Origin of the sequence: Mesorhizobium sp. M9A.F.Ca.ET.002.03.1.2 (genome assembly GCF_003952365.1) — a bacterium.
Classification (GTDB): Bacteria; Pseudomonadota; Alphaproteobacteria; order Rhizobiales; family Rhizobiaceae; genus Mesorhizobium.
This window is the reverse complement of record NZ_CP034443.1, coordinates 4,829,440-4,851,891: the sequence shown is the minus strand read 5'-3', so window position 1 is coordinate 4,851,891 and position 22,452 is coordinate 4,829,440. Positions and strand designations below refer to the sequence as shown.

23 protein-coding genes and 1 pseudogene are annotated in these 22,452 nt (G+C 61.3%); 10 read left to right on the top strand and 14 right to left on the bottom strand.

Annotated features, from left to right (window positions below; translation table 11 throughout):
- Positions 1–23: 23 nt before the first annotated feature.
- Positions 24–287 carry a BrnA antitoxin family protein gene (locus EJ066_RS23395; protein WP_126044018.1) on the bottom strand — a complete coding sequence of 88 codons (264 nt, stop codon included), beginning with the start codon at positions 285–287 and terminating at the stop codon, positions 24–26.
- Positions 288–432: 145 nt separating this feature from the next.
- On the opposite strand from EJ066_RS23395, the gene EJ066_RS23390 reads away from it, so the two are divergent.
- Positions 433–795, top strand: coding sequence for a hypothetical protein (locus EJ066_RS23390; RefSeq protein ID WP_126042133.1), 363 nt, complete (start codon positions 433–435; stop codon positions 793–795).
- 66 nt (positions 796–861) lie between these two features.
- On the opposite strand, the gene EJ066_RS23385 is transcribed toward EJ066_RS23390, so the two are convergent.
- From EJ066_RS23385 to EJ066_RS23375, 3 genes and pseudogenes are all read right to left on the bottom strand, one after another.
- The gene (locus EJ066_RS23385; protein WP_126042131.1) at positions 862–1,146 is read right to left on the bottom strand and encodes a copper-binding protein; all 285 of its coding nucleotides are present in this window, start codon (positions 1,144–1,146) and stop codon (positions 862–864) included.
- Between the two features lie 25 nt (positions 1,147–1,171).
- Positions 1,172–1,657 carry a cupredoxin family protein gene (locus tag EJ066_RS23380; RefSeq protein ID WP_126044017.1) on the bottom strand — a complete coding sequence of 162 codons (486 nt, stop codon included), beginning with the start codon at positions 1,655–1,657 and terminating at the stop codon, positions 1,172–1,174.
- A gap of 66 nt (positions 1,658–1,723) precedes the next feature.
- Positions 1,724–1,884, bottom strand: a pseudogene (locus tag EJ066_RS23375) (copper oxidase); the annotation flags it as partial.
- A gap of 511 nt (positions 1,885–2,395) precedes the next feature.
- On the opposite strand from EJ066_RS23375, the gene EJ066_RS23370 reads away from it, so the two are divergent.
- The 3 genes from EJ066_RS23370 to EJ066_RS23360 all read left to right on the top strand — a co-directional run bounded on the left by EJ066_RS23370 (position 2,396) and on the right by EJ066_RS23360 (position 5,332).
- The gene (locus EJ066_RS23370) at positions 2,396–2,686 is read left to right on the top strand and encodes a hypothetical protein (RefSeq protein ID WP_126042128.1); all 291 of its coding nucleotides are present in this window, start codon (positions 2,396–2,398) and stop codon (positions 2,684–2,686) included.
- A gap of 623 nt (positions 2,687–3,309) precedes the next feature.
- Positions 3,310–3,987 (top strand): response regulator transcription factor, encoded by a 678-nt coding sequence (locus tag EJ066_RS23365; protein WP_126042126.1) that lies wholly within the window; start codon positions 3,310–3,312, stop codon positions 3,985–3,987.
- Entirely contained in the window at positions 3,974–5,332 is a 1,359-nt protein-coding gene (locus tag EJ066_RS23360) for a HAMP domain-containing sensor histidine kinase (protein ID WP_126042124.1), read from the top strand. The genes EJ066_RS23365 and EJ066_RS23360 overlap by 14 nt, the downstream gene beginning before the upstream one ends.
- A gap of 84 nt (positions 5,333–5,416) precedes the next feature.
- On the opposite strand, the gene EJ066_RS23355 is transcribed toward EJ066_RS23360, so the two are convergent.
- The 8 genes from EJ066_RS23355 to EJ066_RS23320 form a co-directional block, all read right to left on the bottom strand.
- A complete protein-coding gene (locus EJ066_RS23355) occupies positions 5,417–5,701 on the bottom strand; it encodes a copper-binding protein (protein WP_126042122.1) in 285 nt (94 codons plus the stop codon).
- Positions 5,702–5,728: 27 nt separating this feature from the next.
- Positions 5,729–6,217, bottom strand: coding sequence for a cupredoxin family protein (locus EJ066_RS23350; protein WP_126042120.1), 489 nt, complete (start codon positions 6,215–6,217; stop codon positions 5,729–5,731).
- 41 nt (positions 6,218–6,258) lie between these two features.
- Positions 6,259–7,617, bottom strand: coding sequence for a copper oxidase (locus tag EJ066_RS23345; protein ID WP_126042118.1), 1,359 nt, complete (start codon positions 7,615–7,617; stop codon positions 6,259–6,261).
- Between the two features lie 16 nt (positions 7,618–7,633).
- Entirely contained in the window at positions 7,634–9,091 is a 1,458-nt protein-coding gene (locus EJ066_RS23340; protein ID WP_126042116.1) for a TolC family protein, read from the bottom strand.
- On the bottom strand, positions 9,088–9,321 hold the full coding sequence (locus tag EJ066_RS23335; protein WP_126042114.1) for a hypothetical protein: 234 nt from the start codon (positions 9,319–9,321) through the stop codon (positions 9,088–9,090). The genes EJ066_RS23340 and EJ066_RS23335 overlap by 4 nt, the downstream gene beginning before the upstream one ends.
- Before the next feature lie 85 nt (positions 9,322–9,406).
- Complete coding sequence (locus EJ066_RS23330) at positions 9,407–9,910, bottom strand: hypothetical protein (protein WP_126042112.1); 504 nt, start codon at positions 9,908–9,910, stop codon at positions 9,407–9,409.
- Between the two features lie 88 nt (positions 9,911–9,998).
- Positions 9,999–10,430, bottom strand: a complete 432-nt coding sequence (locus EJ066_RS23325) for a YqaA family protein (protein ID WP_189644553.1) — start codon at positions 10,428–10,430, stop codon at positions 9,999–10,001.
- Between the two features lie 32 nt (positions 10,431–10,462).
- Positions 10,463–12,499 carry a multicopper oxidase domain-containing protein gene (locus EJ066_RS23320; protein ID WP_126042108.1) on the bottom strand — a complete coding sequence of 679 codons (2,037 nt, stop codon included), beginning with the start codon at positions 12,497–12,499 and terminating at the stop codon, positions 10,463–10,465.
- A 389-nt stretch (positions 12,500–12,888) separates the two neighbouring features.
- Here EJ066_RS23320 and EJ066_RS23315 point away from each other — a divergent pair, with 389 nt between their 5' ends.
- From EJ066_RS23315 to EJ066_RS23295, 5 genes are all read left to right on the top strand, one after another.
- A complete protein-coding gene (locus EJ066_RS23315) occupies positions 12,889–13,608 on the top strand; it encodes a FadR/GntR family transcriptional regulator (protein WP_126042106.1) in 720 nt (239 codons plus the stop codon).
- Positions 13,609–13,670: 62 nt separating this feature from the next.
- Entirely contained in the window at positions 13,671–14,645 is a 975-nt protein-coding gene (locus EJ066_RS23310) for a sialic acid TRAP transporter substrate-binding protein SiaP (protein WP_126042104.1), read from the top strand.
- Positions 14,646–14,726: 81 nt separating this feature from the next.
- On the top strand, positions 14,727–15,299 hold the full coding sequence (locus tag EJ066_RS23305) for a TRAP transporter small permease (protein ID WP_126042101.1): 573 nt from the start codon (positions 14,727–14,729) through the stop codon (positions 15,297–15,299).
- Positions 15,300–15,302: 3 nt separating this feature from the next.
- Entirely contained in the window at positions 15,303–16,709 is a 1,407-nt protein-coding gene (locus EJ066_RS23300; RefSeq protein WP_126042099.1) for a TRAP transporter large permease, read from the top strand.
- A complete protein-coding gene (locus EJ066_RS23295) occupies positions 16,706–17,755 on the top strand; it encodes an L-idonate 5-dehydrogenase (protein WP_126042097.1) in 1,050 nt (349 codons plus the stop codon). Before EJ066_RS23300 ends, EJ066_RS23295 begins: the two co-directional genes overlap by 4 nt.
- Before the next feature lie 61 nt (positions 17,756–17,816).
- Here the strand turns inward: EJ066_RS23295 and EJ066_RS23290 are convergent, their stop codons facing one another.
- Entirely contained in the window at positions 17,817–20,408 is a 2,592-nt protein-coding gene (locus EJ066_RS23290) for a TRAP transporter permease (protein WP_126042094.1), read from the bottom strand.
- 67 nt (positions 20,409–20,475) lie between these two features.
- Positions 20,476–21,459: a TAXI family TRAP transporter solute-binding subunit gene (locus tag EJ066_RS23285; protein WP_126042092.1), complete on the bottom strand. Its 984-nt coding sequence runs from the start codon at positions 21,457–21,459 to the stop codon at positions 20,476–20,478.
- Between the two features lie 116 nt (positions 21,460–21,575).
- Here EJ066_RS23285 and EJ066_RS23280 point away from each other — a divergent pair, with 116 nt between their 5' ends.
- Entirely contained in the window at positions 21,576–22,448 is an 873-nt protein-coding gene (locus tag EJ066_RS23280; protein ID WP_126042090.1) for a MurR/RpiR family transcriptional regulator, read from the top strand.
- The last annotated feature ends 4 nt before the right edge of the window (positions 22,449–22,452 follow it).

Below are 22,452 nucleotides of genomic sequence, written 5' to 3'. Positions count from 1 at the left end.
ATCACTAAGCGCGCACGTTTCCGTCAGGTGATGTCGTCTGGACGGTCGTTCTCGGCGGCGATCCGCTTCTGGACCGTGGCCCGCAAGGCGTCGTTGATACGGTCCTGCCAGCCCGATCCGTCCGCCTGGAAATAATCCAAGACAGCCCGATCAATCCTGATTGAAACAAGCTCTCTGACATTTGGAGCTGCGGTTTCGCGAACCGGTGCGGCCGGCTTCTTGATTGGCTTGAAGGCGGCTTCGGCAGCGGCCATTGGATTTGTCGGTCGGCGTGGAGGATTTGCCATTGCTGGTCCTGACTGGAGATACGAATCGGAGGAGACATCCAACGCAATGCGCATCCCAATGCCTCGGCACACTGCCGGGAACAGTGATTCGAATATTGACGCAAGACATGGTAGTCTCTCGTCCTTGGATCTTCGGGAGGAGGAGATGCGCGCCATTGCATTTTTTGCCGGCGTGTTGGTGGCTACGCCCTCGATGGCGGAGCAACTGATCTTCTACACTGCCAATTTTCCCGATGCGACGTCGGTCCAGCTTAGTGTGCGGAGCAATAGCGTCTCGCAAAGCGGGGACTATGATTTTGACGTCGCTATTGGCCTCCTCGAGACGGATGCGAACGGCGTCATCAGGTATGAAGATACCGGCAGGCACCATGCGCGCGTTCGCTGTGCCTACCCGGCGTATGTAGGCGTGGGTTCGCGCCGATATCCAGTGGAGATGCCTCTGAGCAGTTCCGCACATGATTGGAAAGAAAATCTCTGGATAACGTTCTGCGCGTCCCCGTCATCGTGATACCGTTTTGCCCGATCGGGCCAGCGGCCGCGGGTTGACTTTTCAACCCGCGGTGCTGGTCTCGGATCACTTGATGTCGGTGACCGTGATGCGTCCGTTGACGCGGTCGGCTGTGAACTCGATCGCCTGACCCGCCTTGACCTTCTCGATCATACCGTCCTCCGCGACGACGAACACCATCGTCATCGCGGGCATGTCGAGATTGGTCAGCGGCCCATGCTTGATCGTCAGCTTCTGCTGTTTGGCGTCGACCTTGACGACTTCGCCCTTCACGTATTCCTGCGCAAGCGCGCTCCCGCCGATGGCGAGCGCGAGCGCGAGTGTCGAGAGTGTTTTTTCCAACAATGTCATGATTCTTCCTTTGCGGTTTTGGCGGTCAGTTGGCGACGGTGATGTCGCCCTTCATGCCGGAATCGTAATGACCCGGGACCAGGCAGGCGAAGCCGAACTCGCCGGCATTGGCGAACGTCCAGATGATCTCGCCTCTGGCGCCGGGAGCCAGCCGGATCGAGTTGGGATCGGCATGCTCCATTTCGGGGAACTTCTCCATCAGCGCCTTGTGCTCCATGATCCCGTCATGGACGTCCATGACGAATTCGTGGTCGATCTGGCCCTTGTTGACGAACTTCAGGCGAACGGTCTCGCCCTTCTTCACCTTGAGCACGGCCGGTTGGAACAGCATCGTCCCGTCGTCCTTCTCCGACATCGAGATGTTGACCGTCCGCTTTGCCTGGCCAGCTTCACCAGGATTGCCGATCGGCATTGCGGCTTCGTCGCCATGCCCTCCAGCGTGGGTTCCGCCGGCAAGAGCTGCTCCGGAACTGGCGGCCATCAAAATGGCCGCTGCAATGATACGTTTCATGCTGCACTTTCTCTCATTGTTGAGGTTGAGGGTTCTCATCCCTGTTTGCCGTGACCGCCGTGCGCTGTATTCGGGCTGGACCCGGCGGATCTTGCTGGTGACTTCGAGTTGTCGACGCCGATGACCGTGAGTACGCCCATGGCGTTCGTTGTGTGGTGCGACTTATGGCAGTGGATCGCCCGGTCGCCCTCGTATTTGGCTTCGAACGCGTATGCCCGCATGGCGCCGTCGGGGTGTCGAGCGACACCTCGGACGATCCCAGGATACTGCTTCAATACCGAGGTTCGAGCACGGGCGAACGAAGGCCGTTGCAAGAACGGTATTGCTCGCGGCCGCCATGCGCCACAACATTTTTCATACATTTTTGTAAGGCTTGTGTATGGCTCGTGGCCACTTGCGGGTGGTCGTCAACCTCGCTGCGGAACTCCTGAATCAGGAATAGCGGACGACCGACACAACTCCTGTGCGGCAGTCTCTCAGCGCCTCAAGCAGACGCGACAATCAGATGTTCTTCATGACGGAAGTCGCATTGGATGGCCATGCATCGGCGCAAGAGAAACTGCGACAGCCGTTCAACATGTGGCATTTCAAAGCTGAACTTCCCGATTTCGGCTTCAGTCGCGACCACGCATGAGAATCACAAAAATGTAAGTCCGACGGAAGGTGCCCGTGAATTCGACCCCGTAGCCTGTTGTTGCTGAGCGTTCGAACGCTCGCTTTAGACAAAAGGACTGAACCATGAAACACACCATCGGATATGCATTGATAGTCTTCGCGGCGATGACCTCGGCCAGTGTCGCCAGCAGCGGCACGAACCCGACAAGCTCCGGCATCGACAAGGTCTTGCAGGGCCATGGATCGGCGGGCGAAACCGCGAAATCGGCATCCAACCCCGACATATCTTACCAAGTGCTCGACAATGGCGACATCCAGAAGACCAATTCCCGCTACGATCGAGTCGAAGTCGTGAGCCCGTCATGGTGGCAGGGTATCTCCCCCCGCCAGCGCGACAGCTGGGCGGGCCGATAGCAGGACCAACACAGCAGGCTCCGCATCCTCCCACGGGGCCAATGCAGGGCAAACCAGCCGGCAGCACCGCCGGCTGGTTTGCCCCTTCACCGCTCGCTAACGAACCTGACCAAATCTTGCTCCAGTGCGCAGCTCATTGCAGCCGACATGCTCTCCACGCACCTCAGGGAGGGGCGCCGCTTATACAAGCGGCGCGACACGATGCTGTGATCGCCGGCCACGATCCGCCAAGCTATTGGCCTATATTGGACACAGTTGTGAGAGAATCCGTAGTCATCGTCGGAATCACCCGGCCATTGCCCGGGAATGGAAAAAGGTGAGCCTTATGTTGGACTTGCGGTACAATGAAAGGATGACGATACGAGTGGTCAATTACCTCGAAAGTTGCAAGGTGCTTTTGCTTCCAAACCGTGTTGTCGATCCAGTCCATGGATGTTGAGGTATCAAAACCCAGGATCTGGCTGGTGGAAAGGCCGCGTCACCGACTGATGGCGCCGAGCCGAAAAACCCGCCGAGCAAAGTCTCCCTGAAACATCGCTTCGTCCGCGCCATCGCCGGCAGAAGCAAGCTGGATAAAAGGTCATCAACGCTTGGCGCGCCAAGCCAGATGAGAGACTGCCATTATGAAAATTCTCTTGGTCGAAGACGACGAACAAATCAGCCGCTACATCGAAAATGGACTGAACTCTTCCGGCCATGTGGTCGATGTCATGACAGACGGGCGCGATGCTCTGCTTGTCGGACTGCGCGAACCTTATGATGTCGCAATTGTGGATCGGATGCTGCCAGGCCTCGATGGCTTGTCGCTCGTGCGGGGTCTTCGAGGCGCCGGCGGAAAGGTGCCAGTGATCTTCCTGACGGCGGTGGGCGGTGTCAACGATCGAGTCGAGGGACTGGAGGCCGGTGCCGACGATTACCTGATCAAGCCCTTTGCCTTCTCCGAACTCCTGGCTCGTGTCAATGCTCTGCGAAGGCGCCCTCCGATCGCCGCCGAAAAGGCAAAGCTGAAAGTGGCTGATCTGGAACTGGATCTCCTCAGCCGCCTCGCCACCCGCGGCGGAACGACGATCGAATTGCTCCCTCGGGAATTCGCGTTGCTTGAACTCCTGATGCGTAACGAGGGCCGCATACTGACGAAGACCATGCTTCTGGAGCGGATCTGGAACTTCAACTTCGACCCACAAAGCACCGTGGTGGAAACCCATATCAGCCGACTGCGGGCGAAGATCGACAAACCGTTCGATGTTCCGCTCCTGCATAATACACGCAATACCGGCTACACCATTCATGGCCAACGCTAGTATCGCCAGAAGTACGTCGATCCGACTTGCCGCGTTCTACATCTCCCTGTTTCTGCTTTCGTTCCTGGGAGCCAATTTCGTCGCTTACAACATGGTCGCCGCCTATCTTTACGAGCGGCTGGATTCAAATGTGATGGAGCGGTTCCGGGAGATTGCATTCGCCTATGAGGCGAACGGTGTCGATGGCGCTGCCGCCATGATCCGAAGCCATGGTCCGGCAATCAGGGGACAGGAGACGCTTTACACACTGAAGGATCCCAACGGCGACTTCCTGGCTGGCAACATTGATATTTCGGCGTCGCCGCCGGGATTTTCCACGCGCGCACCGACAAGCCACAACACGGCGCTCACCAACTACCGGCTCTACCGGAAGAACCTGGATGGCTACGACCTGACCGTCGGCGTAAGCTATGACGACACCAATCGCTTGCGCGGCATCGCGCTTGTCAGCTTCGGCTGGGGAACGGCGATCGTACTTGCCGGAGGCCTCGGCGCGGGTGCGGTGTTGGCGTTCCGCACACGGCGGCGCATCGCTGGACTCTCGGGTGCCATGAAGGCCGTCGGCGCCGGCGAGCTCGCCACCCGCCTGCCGATCTCCTTGCGCGGCGATGACATCGACATGCTGGCAGCTGAGGTCAATGTCGCGCTGGCACAGCTGCAGGCTAGCGTTGCGGCGATGACGCAGGTAACGACCGACATCGCGCATGACCTCAAGACGCCGATCGGGCGGCTGTTTCTGACACTTGAGGCCGCTTCCGAAAGCAAGGACCAAACCGTCACGAGATCGCTCATCGAAAAGGCGATGGGCGAAGTCTCGCACATAGCCGGCACATTCGATGGTCTGCTGCGCATCTCGCAGATCGAGTCCGGCGCGCGCCGGACGCGATTTGCAAAGGTGAACCTTTCAGAATTGGTCACCGAAATCCACGATATCTATAGTCACATCGTGGAAGACGCCGAGCGTTCTCTGGTTCTGTCCAGTGACAGCCGAAACACGGCCTCATTCATATGGGGCGATGCCGATCTGCTGAAGCAGATGTGCGTGAACCTTGTCGTCAATGCAATGCGCCACACACAACGAGGGGCCCGGATTGCGATCGGTGTCACGACGAAGGCGAAGCGCTGCTCCATCGTCGTCAGCGACAACGGACCGGGCATCCCGGCGGAGGAGCGGCAGAAAGTGCTCAAGCGCTTCTATCGCGTGGAAAAGAGCAGGACGACCGAAGGGACAGGGCTCGGCCTCAGCCTGGTCAAGGCCATATCCGACATCCATGGTGCGACAATTTCCCTGGACGACAATAGCCCCGGCTTAATCGTCAGCGCAGAATTCCCACGTACACGATGAATGGATTTGAAGAAATGTCCGTCCACGGAGATCAAGCGCGTGGGACTGCCGCGGGTTTTTTCAACCCGCGGTGCTGTTCCCGGATCACTTGATGTCAGTGACCGTGATGCGTCCGTTGACGCGGTCGGCTGTGAACTCGATCGCTTGACCCGTTTTGACCTTCTCGATCATGCCGTCCTCCGCGACGACGAACACCATCGTCATCGCGGGCATGTCGAGATTGGTCAGCGGCTCATGCTTGATCGTCAGCTTCTGCTGTTTGGCGTCGACCTTGACGACTTCGCCCTTCACGTATTCCTGCGCAAGCGCGCTGCTGCCGATGGCGAGCATGAGCGCGAGTGTCGAGAGTGCCTTTATCAATAGCGTCATGATTGTCTCCTTTGCGATTTTTGTCAGTCAGTTGGCGACGCTGATGTCGCCCTTCATGCCGGAATCGTAATGACCCGGGACCAGGCAGGCGAAGCCGAATTCGCCGGCATTGGCGAAGGTCCAGATGATCTCGCCTCTGGCGCCGGGCGCCAGCCGGATCGCGTTGGGATCGGCATGCTCCATTTCGGGGAACTTCTCCATCAGCGCCTTGTGCTCCATGATCCCGTCATGGACGTCCATGACGAATTCGTGGTCGGTCTGGCCCTTGTTGACGAACTTCAGGCGAACGGTCTCACCCTTCTTCACCTTGAGCACGGCTGGTTGGAACAACATCGTCCCGTCGTCCTTCTCCGACATCGAGATGTTGACGGTCCGCTTTGCCTTGCCGGCATCGCCAGGGTTGCCGATCGGCATTGCGGCGGCTTTGTCGCCATGGCCTCCAGCGTGGGTTCCGCCGGCAACAGCTGTTCCGGAACTGGCGGCCATCAAAACGGCCGCTGCGATGATACGTTTCATGCTGCACTTTCTCTCATTGTTGAGGTTGAGGGTTTCGGGTCTCATCCCTGTTTGCCGTGACCGCCGTGCGCTGCCGGAGCCATCGTTTTTGCGTCGCCTGATTTCGTCGGAGCGGGGACATCTCCCTTCCACTCGTAAGCTACGGTTCCCTCCGGGTGCTGGTACCAGCCCGGATCGGCGTAATCGTTCGAGGCCAGCCCTTCGCGCACCTTCACGACCGAGAACATCCCGCCCATCTCGATGGCGCCGAATTGGCCCCAGCCGCTCATCATCGGGATGGTGTTGTCGGGAAGCGGCATCTCCATCTCGCCCATGTCGGCCATGCCACGGTCACCCATGGCCATATATTCGGGCTGGACCCGGCGGATCTTGTCGGTGACCTTCGAGTTGTCGACGCCGATGAGCGTGGGCACATCGTGGCCCATGGCGTTCATTGTGTGGTGCGACTTATGGCAGTGGATCGCCCAGTCGCCCTCGTATTTGGCTTCGAATTCATATGCCCGCATGGCGCCGACGGGGATGTCGATCGACACCTCCGGCCACCGCGCCTCCGGCCGGACCCAGCCGCCATCGGTGCAAGTCACCTCGAAGTCGTAGCCATGCATGTGGATCGGGTGATTGGTCATGGTCAAGTTGCCTACACGGACCCTGACCCGGTCGTTTTTCGCCACCGGAAGATGACTGATCCCCGGAAAGACGCGGCTGTTCCAGCCCCAGAGATTGAAATCCGTCATCTCCATGATGCGCGGGACGTACGACCCCGGCTCGATGTCGAAGGCATTCAGCAGGAACACGAAATCGCGGTCCACCCGCATGAATTTCGGGTCCTTGGGATGAATGACGAAGAAGCCCATCATGCCCATGGCCATCTGGACCATTTCATCGGCGTGCGGGTGGTACATGAATGTGCCGCTCTTCACGAGGTCGAACTCGTAGACGAAGGTCTTGCCGGGCGGGATTCCGGGCTGGGTCAGACCGGTCACGCCGTCCATGCCGTTGGGCAGGATCATGCCGTGCCAATGGATCGTCGTGTGCTCCAGCAACTTGTTTGTCACGAAGATGCGGACCCGATCGCCCTCGACCGCCTCTATGGTCGGGCCGGGAGACTGACCGTTGTAGCCCCAGAGATAGGCAGTCGTGCCGGGCGACAACTCGCGCTCGACCGGCTCGGCCACGAGGTGGAACTCCTTCACGCCGTTGTTCATGCGATGCGGAAGGGTCCAGCCGTTGAGCGTCACGACCGGCTGGTAGTCCGGCCCGCTCGTCGGGAAGATCGGCGGCTGCATGTCGGCGGACTCCATGATTGGAGCGTCGGGGAGCCCCATCGCAGACGTTTTGGTCCATGCAGTGGCGCCGGCGAGCAGGGCTCCCGCGCCTAGCAACTGACGTCTTGAAAGCATTTTCTTCTCCTTGCGTTCAGTGGCCTTCAGCGCCCGCTTCGGCCGCGGCCGGTGCGTCGCCGCCCGCGGCCGAGCTTGCGCCGCCGCCGTGGATCGCGGTTCCGAGATTGACGTCGGCCAGCCAGAAATTGCGCTTGGCGTTGAGGGAAAGCATGATCGAGCTGATTTTCGCGCGTGTGTCCGCCAGCAGCTCGAACGTGTTGGTGATCATGCCGTTGTAGGTGAGGACCGATTCCGCCTCGATCTTTGTTCGCAGCGGCACAACATTGTTCCGATAGTGCCGGGCAATGTCGTAGGTCGAACGGTAGGCATCATAGGAGGATCTGGCCTCCGACCGGATATTGACTGCCTTTTCCGCCATCCGATTTGCAGCTTGCATATAGGCAAGCTCGGCCTTGCGCATGCGTGCCTTGCCGGTATCGAAAATCGGAATGACGAACTCGAGCTCCAGAGTGGGTGAGACAGTCTTCTCGGTTCCGCCCTCCTCAGACTCCTCGCGTTCCACCTCCACGCCGGAAAGCAGTTCCAGATCGGTGACGTAGCGCGTCGCCTCGGTCAGACCGTAGGATTTCGCCAGCGCTTCCAACTCAAGCTTCGCGATCTCGAGGTCGACGCGATTTTTTAGCGCCTCCGCCTCGATCGCGCGTTTGGCCTTGGCGCCCTTCGGTAAGGCAGGAAGCATGTTTGGGACGGAGTAACTGACATCCGGTCCCCATAGACCCATCAGCCGGGTGAGTTCCTCCTTGGCGGTCCGTGCGGCGAGCCGCGCCTCCGCCGCCTGACCGGTGATCTCGGCATAAAAGACATGTTCGCGGGCTTGGCCGGTCTTTGTGAAGGCGCCGGTCTCGCCAAGTTTTTGAGCGAGTTCGGAGGCTGCGTCGGCGGCGGCTTGCGCCTTGTTCAGATAGGAAACGCTTTCCCAGGCCGATACCGCATTGATCCAGGCTCTCCGCGTGTCCGCGGCCAGCCGTAGCGTTTCTTCGGCGGCGCGGAGCTGGGCCTGACGGAAACGCGCATCCGCGACCGCGACGCGCCGCTTATGGGTCGCCAGCGCAAGGATGTTGCCGACCACCGCTCCTTCAATCGTCCGCACAGGATCGACGCCGATCATGCCGACCGAGATCGTCGGATTGACGAGCATCGATTCCTGCCACATGTCGGCCGCCGACAGGCCGATCTCGGCGTAGGCGGCCTGCAGGCCCTTGTTGTTGAGCAAGGCAACCTGCACCGCCGTATCTGGACCGATCGTCTTCTTCTGGACGAGGCTCTTCACGCGCTCCGAGACCGTTCGTGCTTCCTCGCTGGACTGCACCCACACTGTTTTCTTGCCGGTCGCGGATTCGGCGCGCGCCGAGACTGTCGTGAAGCCGGCCATGGGTTCTGAAATGCCATCAAGGGCCCCGCCGGTCGCGCATCCGGCGGCGATCAGCGGGATGGTTACGACCACAGCTATGGTCAGGGGCCGGCGCTTCATGATCCGGCTCCCGGGTTCGCAGGGGAGCGTTCCGTATTGCGACGCCGCCAATTCTGCGGATCGACAGGCTCCCGGTGGCGATAGTCGGCGATGACTGGGTGGTAGTGCGCATCACGGACGCCCATTACGGGATCGGCCGGATTGAAGGCGGGAAGGATGTCCGGCGGCGTGGTTGCCGCACATCCGGCAACGAACAGCGATGCGAGCATCGCGAAGCTTGCGATTTTCATTATAGACCCTGAAGCTTGACGTGTGCGTTTGGCCGCGCGGGAACGGATTCCCGACGCTGCGCGCGAACGCCCCGAAAGGGACGCGTCAGTTCAGATGTCTGGGAGGCCTTATGAGCGCGGTGTATTCGCCGAGCGGCAAGGTGACGGCAATGACGGGCGCAAAGCAGCGGGAGACAACATGCTCCATGTCAGGGCAGTCGACCGGCATCGCATTCGCCGGCGCGCAATGGACTTCGCAGCTTTTATCGGCGGATTGCTTGGCGCCGTGATGATGCTCCGGCCTGTCCGTGTCGTCCGCCGTGGCGCCGTGATCGCCCATGTCGTGTGCGGGCATCTCGGCTTGGATATCCATCCTGACCTGGGAACCCTTGGCATTGGCTGTGGCGAACAGACCAGGCTGGAGAGCCGACATGACGAGGAATACGACCGCCAGCAATGCTCTGAGCGGCGTGTTTCCTGGGATCGTGATTCGACCAACAGTCTTCATCGGCCCTTCCGACAATTGTTCGGCTGATTTGTCAAGGCCGCCTGCTGCAGTGCAACCAAAAGTGAAGGCCGTTGCAGGAACGGTATTGCTCGAAGCCGCCATGCGCTACAACATTTTTCATACATTTTTGTAAGGCTTGCTTACGGCTCATGTGCAAATGAATGCAATCGTGCGCTGTGATGTCCGCGATTTAGGTCAGGCCCAGCACTGCTCCGGCGACGACCAGATATCGCGAAACCTTCGCGAGGGCGACGATTGCGACAAAGCTCCATAGCGGCTCGCGTAAAATCCCGGCGACCACCGTCAGCGGATCGCCGACGATCGGCATCCAGCTCAACAGGAGCGACCATCTTCCATAACGGCGATACCAGGTCGTGGCACGGTTGAGTGTTGCGGGGCGCAGCGGAAACCAGGGGCTGTCCCGGAAGCGTTCGACGCCTCGACCGAGTCCCCAGTTCACCGCCGAGCCAAGGACGTTGCCTATGCTGGCGACAAGAACCAGCATTGCGGGCGAGAAGGAACCGGTCGCGAGGAGCCCTGCAAGGGCCGCCTCCGACTGCGCCGGAAGGATGGTTGCCGCGGCGAAGGCAATGAGAAACAAGCCGCCGTATGCGGCAAACATCTCCATTTACCTTTTCGCTTTGCGGAAGGGCTTCAGGGTTGCACATCGATCACGACCATCAGTCCGCCACCGCCCTTCTCTTCGACATTGTTGTTGGTCGTATGATGCCCGATATGGCAGTGGATCAGCCATTTTCCGGGCCGGCGCGCCTGCCAGACGACATCGTAGCGCTGCCCTGGTCCGACGTTGACTGTGTCGGCAAGGAATCGTGCCGACTCCGGGATAGTCTCGCCGTCGCGGGCGACAATCTCGAATGGACCGCCGTGGATGTGCATCGGGTGGATAAACCCATTGTTGGTGCCGATGAAGCGCACTTTCAGAGTTTCGCCGACCTTCATCCTGATCGTGTCCGTTGACGGATAGGCGCGGCCGTTGATGGTGAAATAATTCGGCTGCCCGCCGTCCATCGGCATCGCCGGGAAAGTCAGACCCTCCCGCATCAGCCATTCCTGAAGCTGGATAACATAATCATGGTCGGCCGCAATCTCGTCCTGGGGATTGGCGGGATCGATGATGAGTGCGCCGTAGAGTCCGAGCGCCTGCTGGCGATCGACATGGTCATGTGAGTGATAGAAGTAAGTCCCCGATTGGCCCGCCGTGAATTCATATCGGTAGCTGCCGCCGGGCGCGATTGGCTCCTGCGTGATCTTAGCCGGACCATCCATTTCATTCGGCAGGATCAACCCGTGCCAGTGGATGGTCGTGCTCTCCGGCAGGCGGTTCGTAACGTTGATGCGCACCCGATCGCCTTGCCGGATATGCAGCCGTGGGCCTGGAACCTGGTTGTTGATCGCATAGGCGTCGACTTTCACGTCCGGCAGGATCGCCCAGCGGATGACCGACGTTTCGAGGTCGAACACCTTCACCCCGTTCTCCATCCTGGCTTCCAGTTCCCGGTCGCCGCGAACCTCCAAGCCATGACTGGCCGTGATCAGGCGAGGATGCACGGCGGCCATGTCCAGCATCGCTGCAGCCGGTGTGTCGCGGTCCATGATCATGCCGGGCGGCATGATGGCGCCGCCGACATCGCGCGCGCTGAGGGTGAGATTCACCCAATTGGCCGGAGCGATCATACCGAGTGCCAGCGCAAGCACTGATACTCCGCCAAAGGCCGCGAGTTGCGGCACAGTTGCATCCGGTTCCATTCCGTGACCGCCATGCGGACCACGCGACCCGCCATTGCCGTGAGAGGAGCCGTGGCCGGATCGGGGATGGCCGGTCTCTGGGTTGCCGCCCGGGTTGCCATGTCCGGGGTTGGCGTGCCCGGGGTTGGCGTGCCCGGGGTTGGCGTGCCCGGGGTTGGCGTGTTCGTCGAGGCGCGTATGAGGGTGACGGCGCCTCGCTACCGCCGCTACTGCACCGCCATGCGCGCGCTCGCGCTCCTTCGCCTTGTCGGATTGCGGTTCGCGTTCGGTCATCAGCCCGTGTTTGAGGCCACCCGCCACCATCCATACGTTGGACGGATATGCGATGATGAAGCCAACGACCACGCCGAACGACATGACGCCCCAGAACAGGAGTTCGGCCGGGTCCATGGCCCGCATGTCGCTGCCCATCATCAGGAAGCTCATGACCAGGGCCATGCCCGCCATCATGAAATTCATGCTGATGAATTCCGGCATGAAGCTCTTGCGGACATTCTCCCAATAGGTGCCTCCCATCATCGATTTCATGAACAGCGATTGGAAGATGAACAGGCCGAAAGCGAACCCGGCAACATACTCGACGATGAGATCGATCCACATCGGCAACCCGAGCGCGGCGGTGATCGCTGCCGCGAGAATGATGCCGGTGGCGTCTCCGGCCACGCAATGGATCGTCGAGCCGACGCCTTGCTTCCAGAGTGGCTTGGTGAATGCTTCGTGCTCGCCTGGCCGCGGCTCCTTGTCGGCCAGCACATAGATCAACAGCCCAAGCGGTCCCATGTAGAGGGTGACCAGGATGAAACCCCATTTCATCACCACCGGTTCGGGATTGTTGCGGAACTGGTCCCACGCCACATAAGCCGTGCTAAGACCCGCAAGAATGAACCAGACTGCAAGGAAATAGTCGACGGGCTGTACGAACATTGCGGAACTCCTGTCGGTTTGCCCTCCACTGACCCAGCCAGGCACCGCCTGCCCGGGTCGTCTGTGGACGGTTTCGGCCGCCGCCACGGACGCTGCCGCGTCACAGGCCGGCTTCCCGTCGAAAATCCCGGAGATTGTCCTGGCGGCTTTCGCCACCGCATCGAAGCTGCGGAGAGACAGGACCTTCCAGTTGCTGGAAGGTCAAGAGTTGCCGCTCAGCCAAATCGCCGATCCTTGGTTTCAAAGAAAATCACGGAGAATGAGTTCCATGGGCGTTCTCCGCTCCTTGACACTCCGCTATTTTCGCGGCAGTTTTCGAACAATAGGTCAGACCAATTTACCGATCTTAGATCGGCCCGACGATTCTGCTGAAGTGGAACTGGGTGACAATGCCGATCCATGCCGTTGAGCCGCGTCGACTTTACCGGCAGATCGCCGATCAGCTCCGGCAGTTGATCGACGCGGGCGAGTTCGCCGTCGGCGATCGCCTGCCGACCGAACGCGAACTGGCCGATCAACTGGGCATCTCCCGCCCGACCGTCCGTGAAGCGCTGATCGCGCTTGAGGTCGAGGGGCGGATACGCATTCGCGTCGGCTCCGGTATCTACGTCACCGATCCGCCACGCGCCGACGTTTTGGCGGCAGAGATGGATGAAGGCCCATTCGAACTGTTGCGGGCACGTGAGTTCATCGAAGGAGCGATCGCCGCCGAAGCCGCCCTCCATGTTCGGCCGGTCGATCTCGAACATTTGGACGATGTACTGCGCCGCATGGAAGACATCCCTCATCCAACCAAGATGACGATCGCGCTTGACCGCGAGTTCCATACGACGGTGGCGGGAATTCTGGGAAACGCTGTCCTGGTGCGCTGCATCGGCGAGCTTTTCGACCAGCGCATGAACCCATATTTCGAGCTGCTGTCGAGCTATTTCGAGAACAGGGATTCCTGGCAAGCCGCCGCTAAGGAGCACCGCGCGGTGCGCGACGCGATCGCGTCGCGCGAGCCCGAAAGGGCGAAGGCCGCCATGCAGGAGCATCTGCGCCAGTCGCAACTGAGATTCTCACGCAATTTCGGTGAGAAATCCGTGGCCAGGGAGGTCGCGGAATAGGAGGCGGCCGACCGGGAGGATCCTGTCGGCACAGTCGAAATCCAATCACAGGGAGGAATATGATGCTGAGAAAATACGCCGTTCTGCTCGGCACGATCGCCGCGATCGCTCTGCCCATGGCTTCGGCCTCTGCACAAACCGCGTTGAAATGGGCTCACGTCTATGAAACGTCCGAACCCTTCCACACGGAGTCCGTGTGGGCGGCGGAAGAGATCAAGAAGCGCACCGACGGCCGCTATACGATCGACGTCTTCCCGGCCTCGCAACTCGGCAAGGAATCCGACATCAACCAGGGGCTGACCCTCGGCACGGTCGACATCATTATCTCCGGATCGAGCTTCGCCGCCCGCGAATTCCCGCCGATCGGCGTGACCTACTTCCCGTTCACCTTCCGTGACGCGGATCATCTGCTCGCTTACACCAAGACCGACAAATACAAGGAATTGACCGGCGGCTACGAAGAGGCGTCGGGGCATCACATCACGGCGACCACCTACTACGGCACGCGTCACACGACCTCCAACCGGCCGATCGAGAAATGCGCCGACATGCAGGGCCTGAAGATCCGCGTGCCTGATGTGCCGGCCTATCTCGCAATGCCGCGCGCCTGCGGCGCCAACACCGCGCCGATCGCCTTCGCCGAGGTCTATCTCGCCTTGCAGCAGGGCACGGTGGAAGCGCAGGAAAACCCGCTGACGACGATCGACGCCAAGAAGTTCTACGAAGTGCAAAAGCACATCATCCTGACCGGGCATATCGTCGATCATCTCAACACGATCGTGTCGCAATCGCGCTGGTCGCAATTGTCGGACGAGGACAAGGCGATCTTCACCGAGGTGATGCAGGAAGCCGCCGCACGCGCGACAAAGATCATCGTCGATCGCGAGAAGGCCCTGGTTGAGACCTTCAAGGAGCGCGGCCTCACCGTCACCGAAGTCGATCGCGCCGATTTCGAAAAGAACGTGATGGAGAAGGTAACGTTCGAGGAGTTCGGCTACCGCAAGGAAGACTGGGAGGCGATCCGCGCCGTCAAGTAAACTGCATCAATCCGGGCCCGGCGCGCCAAGCGCGTCGGGTCTGTTGAGCCCGCCGCCCCCAACAGTGTCCGGAGCTTGCCGATGACCCAAGAGGTCCACACCCAGGTTACCCCCGAAGAACTGGCGCATGCATTCGAGGAAGAAACGCTGCCCGTCGATCTGTCGCGATACGCGGTGGAGGACTGGGTCACGCTCGCCGTGTTCTGGGGCATGTCGCTCTGCGTCTTTCTGCAGTTCTTCACGCGCTACGTCATGAACAACAGTCTTGCCTGGACCGAGGAGATCGCGATCAACTGCCTCGTCGTCGTGGTCTTCCTGGGCTCGGTCATGTGCACGCGCACCACGCGCCACATCCATGTCGACGTGCTCTATCATTATCTCCCCCCTGGGGCGGGGCGCTACCTGGCGCTCGCGGTCAATCTGATCACCATTTGCTTCTTTGCCTATATGTCCTGGCTCCTATGGCGCTATGTCGGGATCGTCCACCGCGAGCGCATGGTCACGATCGACCTGCCGCGCAACGTCGTCTTCTACGCCGTCTTCGCCGGTTTCGTGCTGATGATGCTGCGCGCTATCCAGGTATTCGTCGGCAACATCCGCCGTGGCTATTCGGCGCTGGAGCGCCCCGCCGCGTTCGACGGGCTGGGGGAATAGGCCATGCTGCTTCTGATCGGAGCCTTTCTCGTCCTGATGCTGGTCGGCGTGCCCGTCGCTGTGTCGATGGCGGTGGCGTCGCTGCTCTATCTCGTCTTCTACGGCGTGGCGCCCGACATCATCGCCGCGCAGCGCATGATCGCCGGTGTCGAAAGCTTTCCGCTGCTGGCCGTGCCGTTTTTCATCTTCGCCGGCAATCTCATGAACATCGCCGGCGTCACCGGGCGGATCTATTCCTTTGCGCTGGCACTTGTCGGCTGGATGAAGGGTGGCCTCGCGCAGGTGAACATTATCGGATCCGTGGTCTTCGCGGGCATGTCGGGCGCAGCCCTTGCCGACGCCGCCGGTATCGGCACCATCGAGATCAAGGCCATGCGCGACCACGGCTATCCCGTCGAGGCGGCCGTTGGCGTCACCGCCGCCTCCTCGACGCTCGGCCCGATCTTCCCGCCGTCGCTGCCCTTCGTCATCTACGGCATGATGGCCAACGTCTCGATCGGCGCGCTGTTCATGGCCGGCATCCTTCCCGGCGTGGTCATGACCGTGCTGATGATGGTGACGGTCGCGATCTTCGCCCACCGCCGGGGCTGGGGTTCGGATACGCCGTTCAAATTGAACCGGCTCGCCGCCGCCTCGATCGAGGTGGCCGTCGTGTGCTGCTTTCCGCTGGCTGTTTATGTCCTCGTCGAGATGGGACTGTCGCTCAATATTGCCGTTGGCATCGCGCTTGTTATCCTGATCGCCTGCGACTGGTATTTCGACTTCTCCGCCGTCATGGCGCTCATGACACCGATCATTCTGATCGGCGGCATGACGATGGGCTGGTTCACGCCGACCGAAGCGGCCATGGCCGCCGTCATCTGGTCGTTGTTCCTAGGGCTGGTGCGCTACCGCACGATGACGTTCGCAACCCTCGCCAAGGCCAGTTTCGACACGATCGAGACGACCGCGTCGGTTCTCTTCATCGTCACCGCGGCGTCGATCTTCGCCTGGTTGCTCACGGTCAGTCAGGCGGCGCAGCTCTTCTCGGTCTTCATCACATCGCTGACCGAAAACAAATGGGTGTTCCTGATCCTGGTGAACATCCTGATGCTGCTAGTCGGCTGTTTCCTCGACACGATCGCCGCGATCACCATCCTTGTGCCGATCCTCCTGCCGATCGTGGTCCTCTACGGCATCGACCCGGTGCATTTCGGCCTGATCATGACGCTCAATCTGATGATCGGTCTCCTCCATCCGCCGCTCGGCATGGTGCTTTTCGTCCTCTCGCGGGTTGCCAAGCTATCGGTCGAGCGTACGACCATGGCAATCCTGCCCTGGCTCGTCCCATTGGTCGTCGCGCTGATCCTGATCACCTTCATCCCCGCCATCACGCTGTGGCTGCCGACGCAGCTGGGGCTGGTCCGTTGATCGACAACGCAGTCGCCGCGACGCTGTTCGGCCCCGAGGACTTGCGCGTGATCGAGCACCCGCTCGCCCCGCTCGCGCCGGGAATGGTGCGCGTGCGCTTCGGCGCAGGCGGCATCTGCGGTTCCGACCTGCACTATTTCCGCCACGCGCGGACCGGCGACTTTGTCGTCACATCGCCGCTCGTGCTTGGCCACGAGGTCGCCGGAGAGATCGTCGAAATCAGCGCGGACGCGCCCGGACTTGCCGTCGGCGATCGCGTGGCGGTCAACCCGTCGCGCTGGTGCGGACGATGCGCGCGATGCGCGGAGGGCCGCGCCAACCTCTGCGAAAACATCTATTTCATGGGCTCGGCGTCGAAAACGCCGCACATGCAAGGTGGTTTTGCCAGCGTGTTCGACGCCACGCCCGCGCAATGCGTCAAGGTTCCGCCTGATGTCGCCTACCAGGCGGCGGCTCTCGCCGAACCCCTCGCCGTCAGCCTGCACGCTGTGGCACGGGCCGGCGACATCGCCGGCCGCGACGTCATCCTGTTCGGCGCCGGCCCGATCGGGCTTTTGACCATGCTCGCCGCCAAGCTCAAGGGATGTGGCGAGCTCACCGTCGCCGACATAGCCGAGGCGCCGCTAGCCTTCGCCAGCAAACTTGGAGCAGACAGGACGATCGACCTTTCCGGTGGCGACGACGAGCTAAAGGCGCTTGCGGCCGACAGGGCGATCGATGTCGCGTTCGAGATTTCAGGCACCGCAGCGGGCCTAGCGCTGGCGATCGCCAGCGTCCGGCGCGGCGGCACGGTCGTTCAGGTCGGCAATCTTCCGGGTGGTCAGATCCCCGTGGCGGCCAATGCGGTGATGGCCAAGGAAATCAATCTGAACGGCACGTTCCGTTTCGGCACGGAATTCGACCAGGCGGTCGATCTCATCGTCGGCGGGGATATAGACGTGCTGAGGCTGGTGACCGCCGAACGCCCCCTCTCCTCGGCCCGCGATGCGTTTCGGCTGGCCGCCGACCGCTCGCAGAGCGTCAAGGTCGTGCTGACCGCCGACTGAGGAGTTTTTTCGACCGCCTGCAGCGACCTGGTTTCACAAGTGCTGGCCGACTGCTCCAGGCTCAGGCTTCCTTCCTGTCCGCCTGCTTGCGCGCCCGCGCAAATTGCAGTCCGGCGACGCCGGCGGCCGCAGCAAGCGCCAGGCCGATCGGAATGAGGTTCGAGGGCTGATCGGCCTTTTTGAGCACAGCCACCACGTCGTATCCGACGTCCAGCCCGATGCGCTTGGCGTAGGATCCGAAGGCGACACTGCTGATCATCAGCGCGTCGCCGGCTTGCGTGATGGTGAGACCGATGTCGCGCAGCCGCTTCAGCGGTTCACCCGGCTCGCCGAGCGGCACGTTGACGGTCTTGCGTACATCGTCGCCCATGAGGTCGACACCCTCGACGACGAAATTGATGCGGCCATCGGCCGGCGCTTGCCCGACCGCCGACAGGAACTCGCTCGCCGGCAATTCCTCGTAAGGCGGCGACATCTGATTGAGCCACCAGTCCGGCCGAAACAGCGTGAAGCAGATGAGAAGCAGGGCCGCACTTTCCCACAGGCGGCTTTTCGTCACGAACCAGTTCATGGTCGCGGCGGAAAACAGCAGGATGGCGATCAACGAGACCGTCGCCACCCAGATCGTTTCGAGCCAGGTATCGACTCCGATCAGCAGCATCACCGGATTGAAGATGAAGACGAATGGCAGGATCGCCGTACGCAGCGAATAAAACGCGCCCTGGAAGCCGGTGGCGATCGGATCCTCCTTGGAGATCGCCGCCGCCGCGAAGCCCGCCAATCCGACAGGCGGGGTGATATCGGCCATGATGCCGAAGTAAAAGACGAAGAGGTGGACCGCGATCAGCGGGATTGGCAATCCGGCCTGCGCGCCGAGATCGACCACTACCGGCGCCATCAGCGTCGCGACCAGGATATAGTTTGCTGTGGTCGGAATACCCATGCCGAGCACGAGGCTGATCGCGGCGATCAGGATCAGCATCAGGATGACGTTGCCGCCGGAGATGAACTCGACGAGTTCCGTCATCATCAGGCCGAGACCGGTCAGCGTGATCGTGCCGACGACGATGCCGGCGGTGGCCGTGGCGATGCCGATGCCGATCATGTTGCGGGCGCCGAGCGCCAGCCCGTCGATCAGGTCGTCCCAGGCAGCACGCACTGAAGCCGCGAGGTTTTCGTTGCGGAATACCGCCATCAGCGGCTTGCGGGTGGCGACGATACCGAGGATCGACATGGTCGCCCAGAACGCCGAGAGGCCCGGCGACATCTGCTCGACCATCAGGCACCACAGAAGCACCGCGATCGGGATGAGGAAATCGAGCCCGGTCCGCGTGACGTCCCAGGCGCGCGGCAGTTCCAGGATCGGCGCGGTCGGATCGTCGAGTGCGAGGTCCGGGTAGCGGGAGGAGTACCAGACGGAGGCGACGTACAGAGCCACGCCGGCGATTGCGAGCACCGGCGGCGCGGCCCCACCAAAGACAGCCTGGATAGCAATGATGCCGTAATAGACGATGCAGACGGCGAGAATGCTGCCGGACACTCCGAGTCCCATCCGCAGCATCCGTTCTCTTGCCGGCGTCGGACGTTGCGGGATCGTCTTCAGGCCCATCTTTATCGCTTCGAGATGAACCATGTAGAGCAGCGCGATATAGGAGAAGACCGCCGGCAACAGCGCATGCTTGACGATCTCCGAATAGGGAATGCCAACATATTCGACCATCAGGAAGGCGGCCGCGCCCATGACCGGCGGCATGATCTGGCCGTTGATCGAGGCCGAAGCCTCGATGGCGCCTGCCTTGACACCGGAAAGGCCGGTGCGCTTCATCAACGGGATGGTGAAGATGCCGCCTGAAACCACGTTGGAGACGGACGAGCCGGATACGACGCCGTTGAGAGCCGATGAGACCACGGCGACTTTCGCCGGGCCACCGCGCAGATGGCCGAGCAGCGCGATGGAGATCTGCATCATCCAGTTGCCGGCGCCTGCCTTTTCCAGAAGCGTGCCGAACAGGACGAACAGAAAGACGAAGCTCGTCGATACGCCAAGTGCAATCCCGAAGACGCCTTCGGTGGTCAGCCATTGATGGTTGAGAAACTTGTTGAGTGACGCGCCGCGATGCTGAATCACGTCCGGCATGTACTGGCCGGCAAAGGTGTAGAAGATGAAGACACATGCCACCACCACCATCGGAAGGCCGAGTGCGCGGCGCGTCGCCTCGAGGAGCAACAGGATGCCAACGGTGCCGGTGGCGAGATCGAGAGCGGTCGGCTGGCCCGGCCGTCCGGAAAGCTCGGCGTAGAACAGAAAGAGGTAAGCGCCGGCAAACCCGCCGACCACGGCCAGCACCCAGTCGAGCACCGGCACGCGATCGCGGGGAGAGGATTTCAGCGCCGGATAGGCGAGGAACGTCAAAAACAGCGCGAAGCCGAGATGGATGGCGCGCGCTTCCGTGTCGTTGAGGATGCCGAAGCCGAAGACGAACGGTAAAGGCGAAGCGTACCACAGCTGGAAAAGCGACCAGGCAACTGCAACCCAAAGCAGGATTCGAGCGACTGTCCCGCCCGGATGCCGGCCACCCGTATCGGCCTCCGCGACAAGTTGTTCGAGCTCTTCGAGATCGACGCCGGCCGGTTGTTCCTTCACTTCGCTCATGACGCCTCCTGTTGCGGATGGCCGGCGGGGTCCGCTGAACCCGCCGGACTGTCGTCAGGTCACGAGCCTACTTCAGCCAGCCCTTCTCCTTGAAGTATTTTTCAGCGCCCGGATGCAGCGGCGCGGAATTCCCCTCCGACACCATCTTGGCCGGATCGAGATTGGCGAAAGCCGGATGCAGCGACTTGAACTCGTCGAAATTCTCAAACACCGCCCTGGTCAATTGATAGACGCTCTCATCGGGAACCTTGGCCGAAGTGACCAGCGTGGCGAGCACCCCGAAAGTCCCGGTATCGTCTGGATTGTTGGCGTAGAGCCCGCCGGGAATGATCGCCTTGGCGTAATAAGGATTCTCGGCGACAAGCTTATCCACGACCTCTCCGGTCAACGGCACCAGCTTGGCACCGCAGGTGGTCGTCGGATCCTGGATGTTCGCGGAAGGATGGCCTACCCCGTAGAAGAATCCGTCGATCTTGCCGTCGCAGAGTGCCGGGCCGTGCTCGTCAGCCTTCAACTCCGACGCGAGCGAAAAGTCGGCCAGCGTCCAGCCCATCGCACCGAGCAGACGTTCCATGGAGGAGCGCGTTCCGGAACCGGGATTGCCGACGTTGAGGCGTTTGCCCTTGAAGTCCTCGAATTTCGTCACCTTGGCATTCGGATGGGCCAGGACCGTGAACGGCTCCGGATGGATCGAGAACACGGCCCGGAGGTCGGTATGCGCGCCGCCTTCCTTGAAGGATTCCTCACCCTTGAAGGCGTTGTATTGGACATCGGACTGCGCCATGCCGAAGTCGAGTTCGCCTTCCTTGATCGTGTTCACGTTGAATGCCGATCCGCCGGTCGATTCGACCGAACAGCGGATGCCGTGTGTCTTTCGATCCTTGTTGAGCAGGCGGCAGATAGCACCGCCAGCGGCATAGTAGACGCCGGTGACGCCACCGGTGCCGATGGTCACGAAATTCTGCTGCGCCATTGCGCTGGCCGAAAACAGCAGCGCGGCCGACAAGGCGGCGATCTGCGCTCCGTGGCGTGCAGTCCGAGCATGTTTCATCCGATTCTCCCTTGGTGCTTAGCGTGCCGTCGCGGCCGTCCGGTGTTCTTGTATCAAGGCACGTCGATGCATGCTACGATTGTTGCGCTTTATCAATCAAGGGAAATGCTTGTTACATGGATAGGCGGGAGATGGGCTTCGACGCGCTTCTGGCACGCATACTGACCGAACTCCCCCAACTGAGCTCGGAACTGCGCAAAGCGGCACGGTTCCTGGTCGATCATCCCGACGAGGTGGCGCTGGTTTCCATGCGGGTGCTGGCCTCGCGATCGGAGGTGACACCGACGACCTTCGTGCGACTGGCGCGGCGGCTGGGCTTCGGCGACTGGGCGGCGCTGCGCAAGCCGTTCGAGGACCGGTTGCGCTCCGGCAAGGCGCCTTTCGCGGCAAAGGCCGATGCGCTTGTCAGGCGCGGGTCGGAGGCGATCTTCGCGGAATCGCTGAGGACGACGGTGGCCAATCTGGCGGCGGCCGAAACGGTCAACGGCAGCGAAGAAATTGCAAGGGCTTGCGCGATACTGGAGAAGGCGCAGCGCATACGCGTCGCCGGGTTCCGAAGCTGCCGCGCACCCGCGCACGCGCTCGTCTATCTCTGCCGGATGTTTCGGCGCGAGATCACGCTGCTCGGCGGCGACGGCGGTGCGATCGAGGCGGAACTCGCAGCGCTTGGAAAGAGGGAAGCGGTCGTCGCAATCGGCTTTTTGCCCTATTCGCGTGAACTCGGGCCAGTGGTGGAGGCCGCGCTGCGACGCAACGTCCCGATTGTCGCGGTCGCCGACAGCATGGCTGCTCCGATCGCGCGACATGCGAACGTTACCTTGCGTTTCTCTACCGACAGCCCGTCCTTCTTCCCGTCGGTGGCCGCAGCGATGGCCATCGTGGAAGCGCTGGCTGCAACGATGCTGGCGCGCAGCGGGCCGGCAGCCGCGGCCCGTGTCAGGGAGACGGAACTGGAGCTACAGGCGTTCGGCGCCTATCTGCCGGAATGAGAAG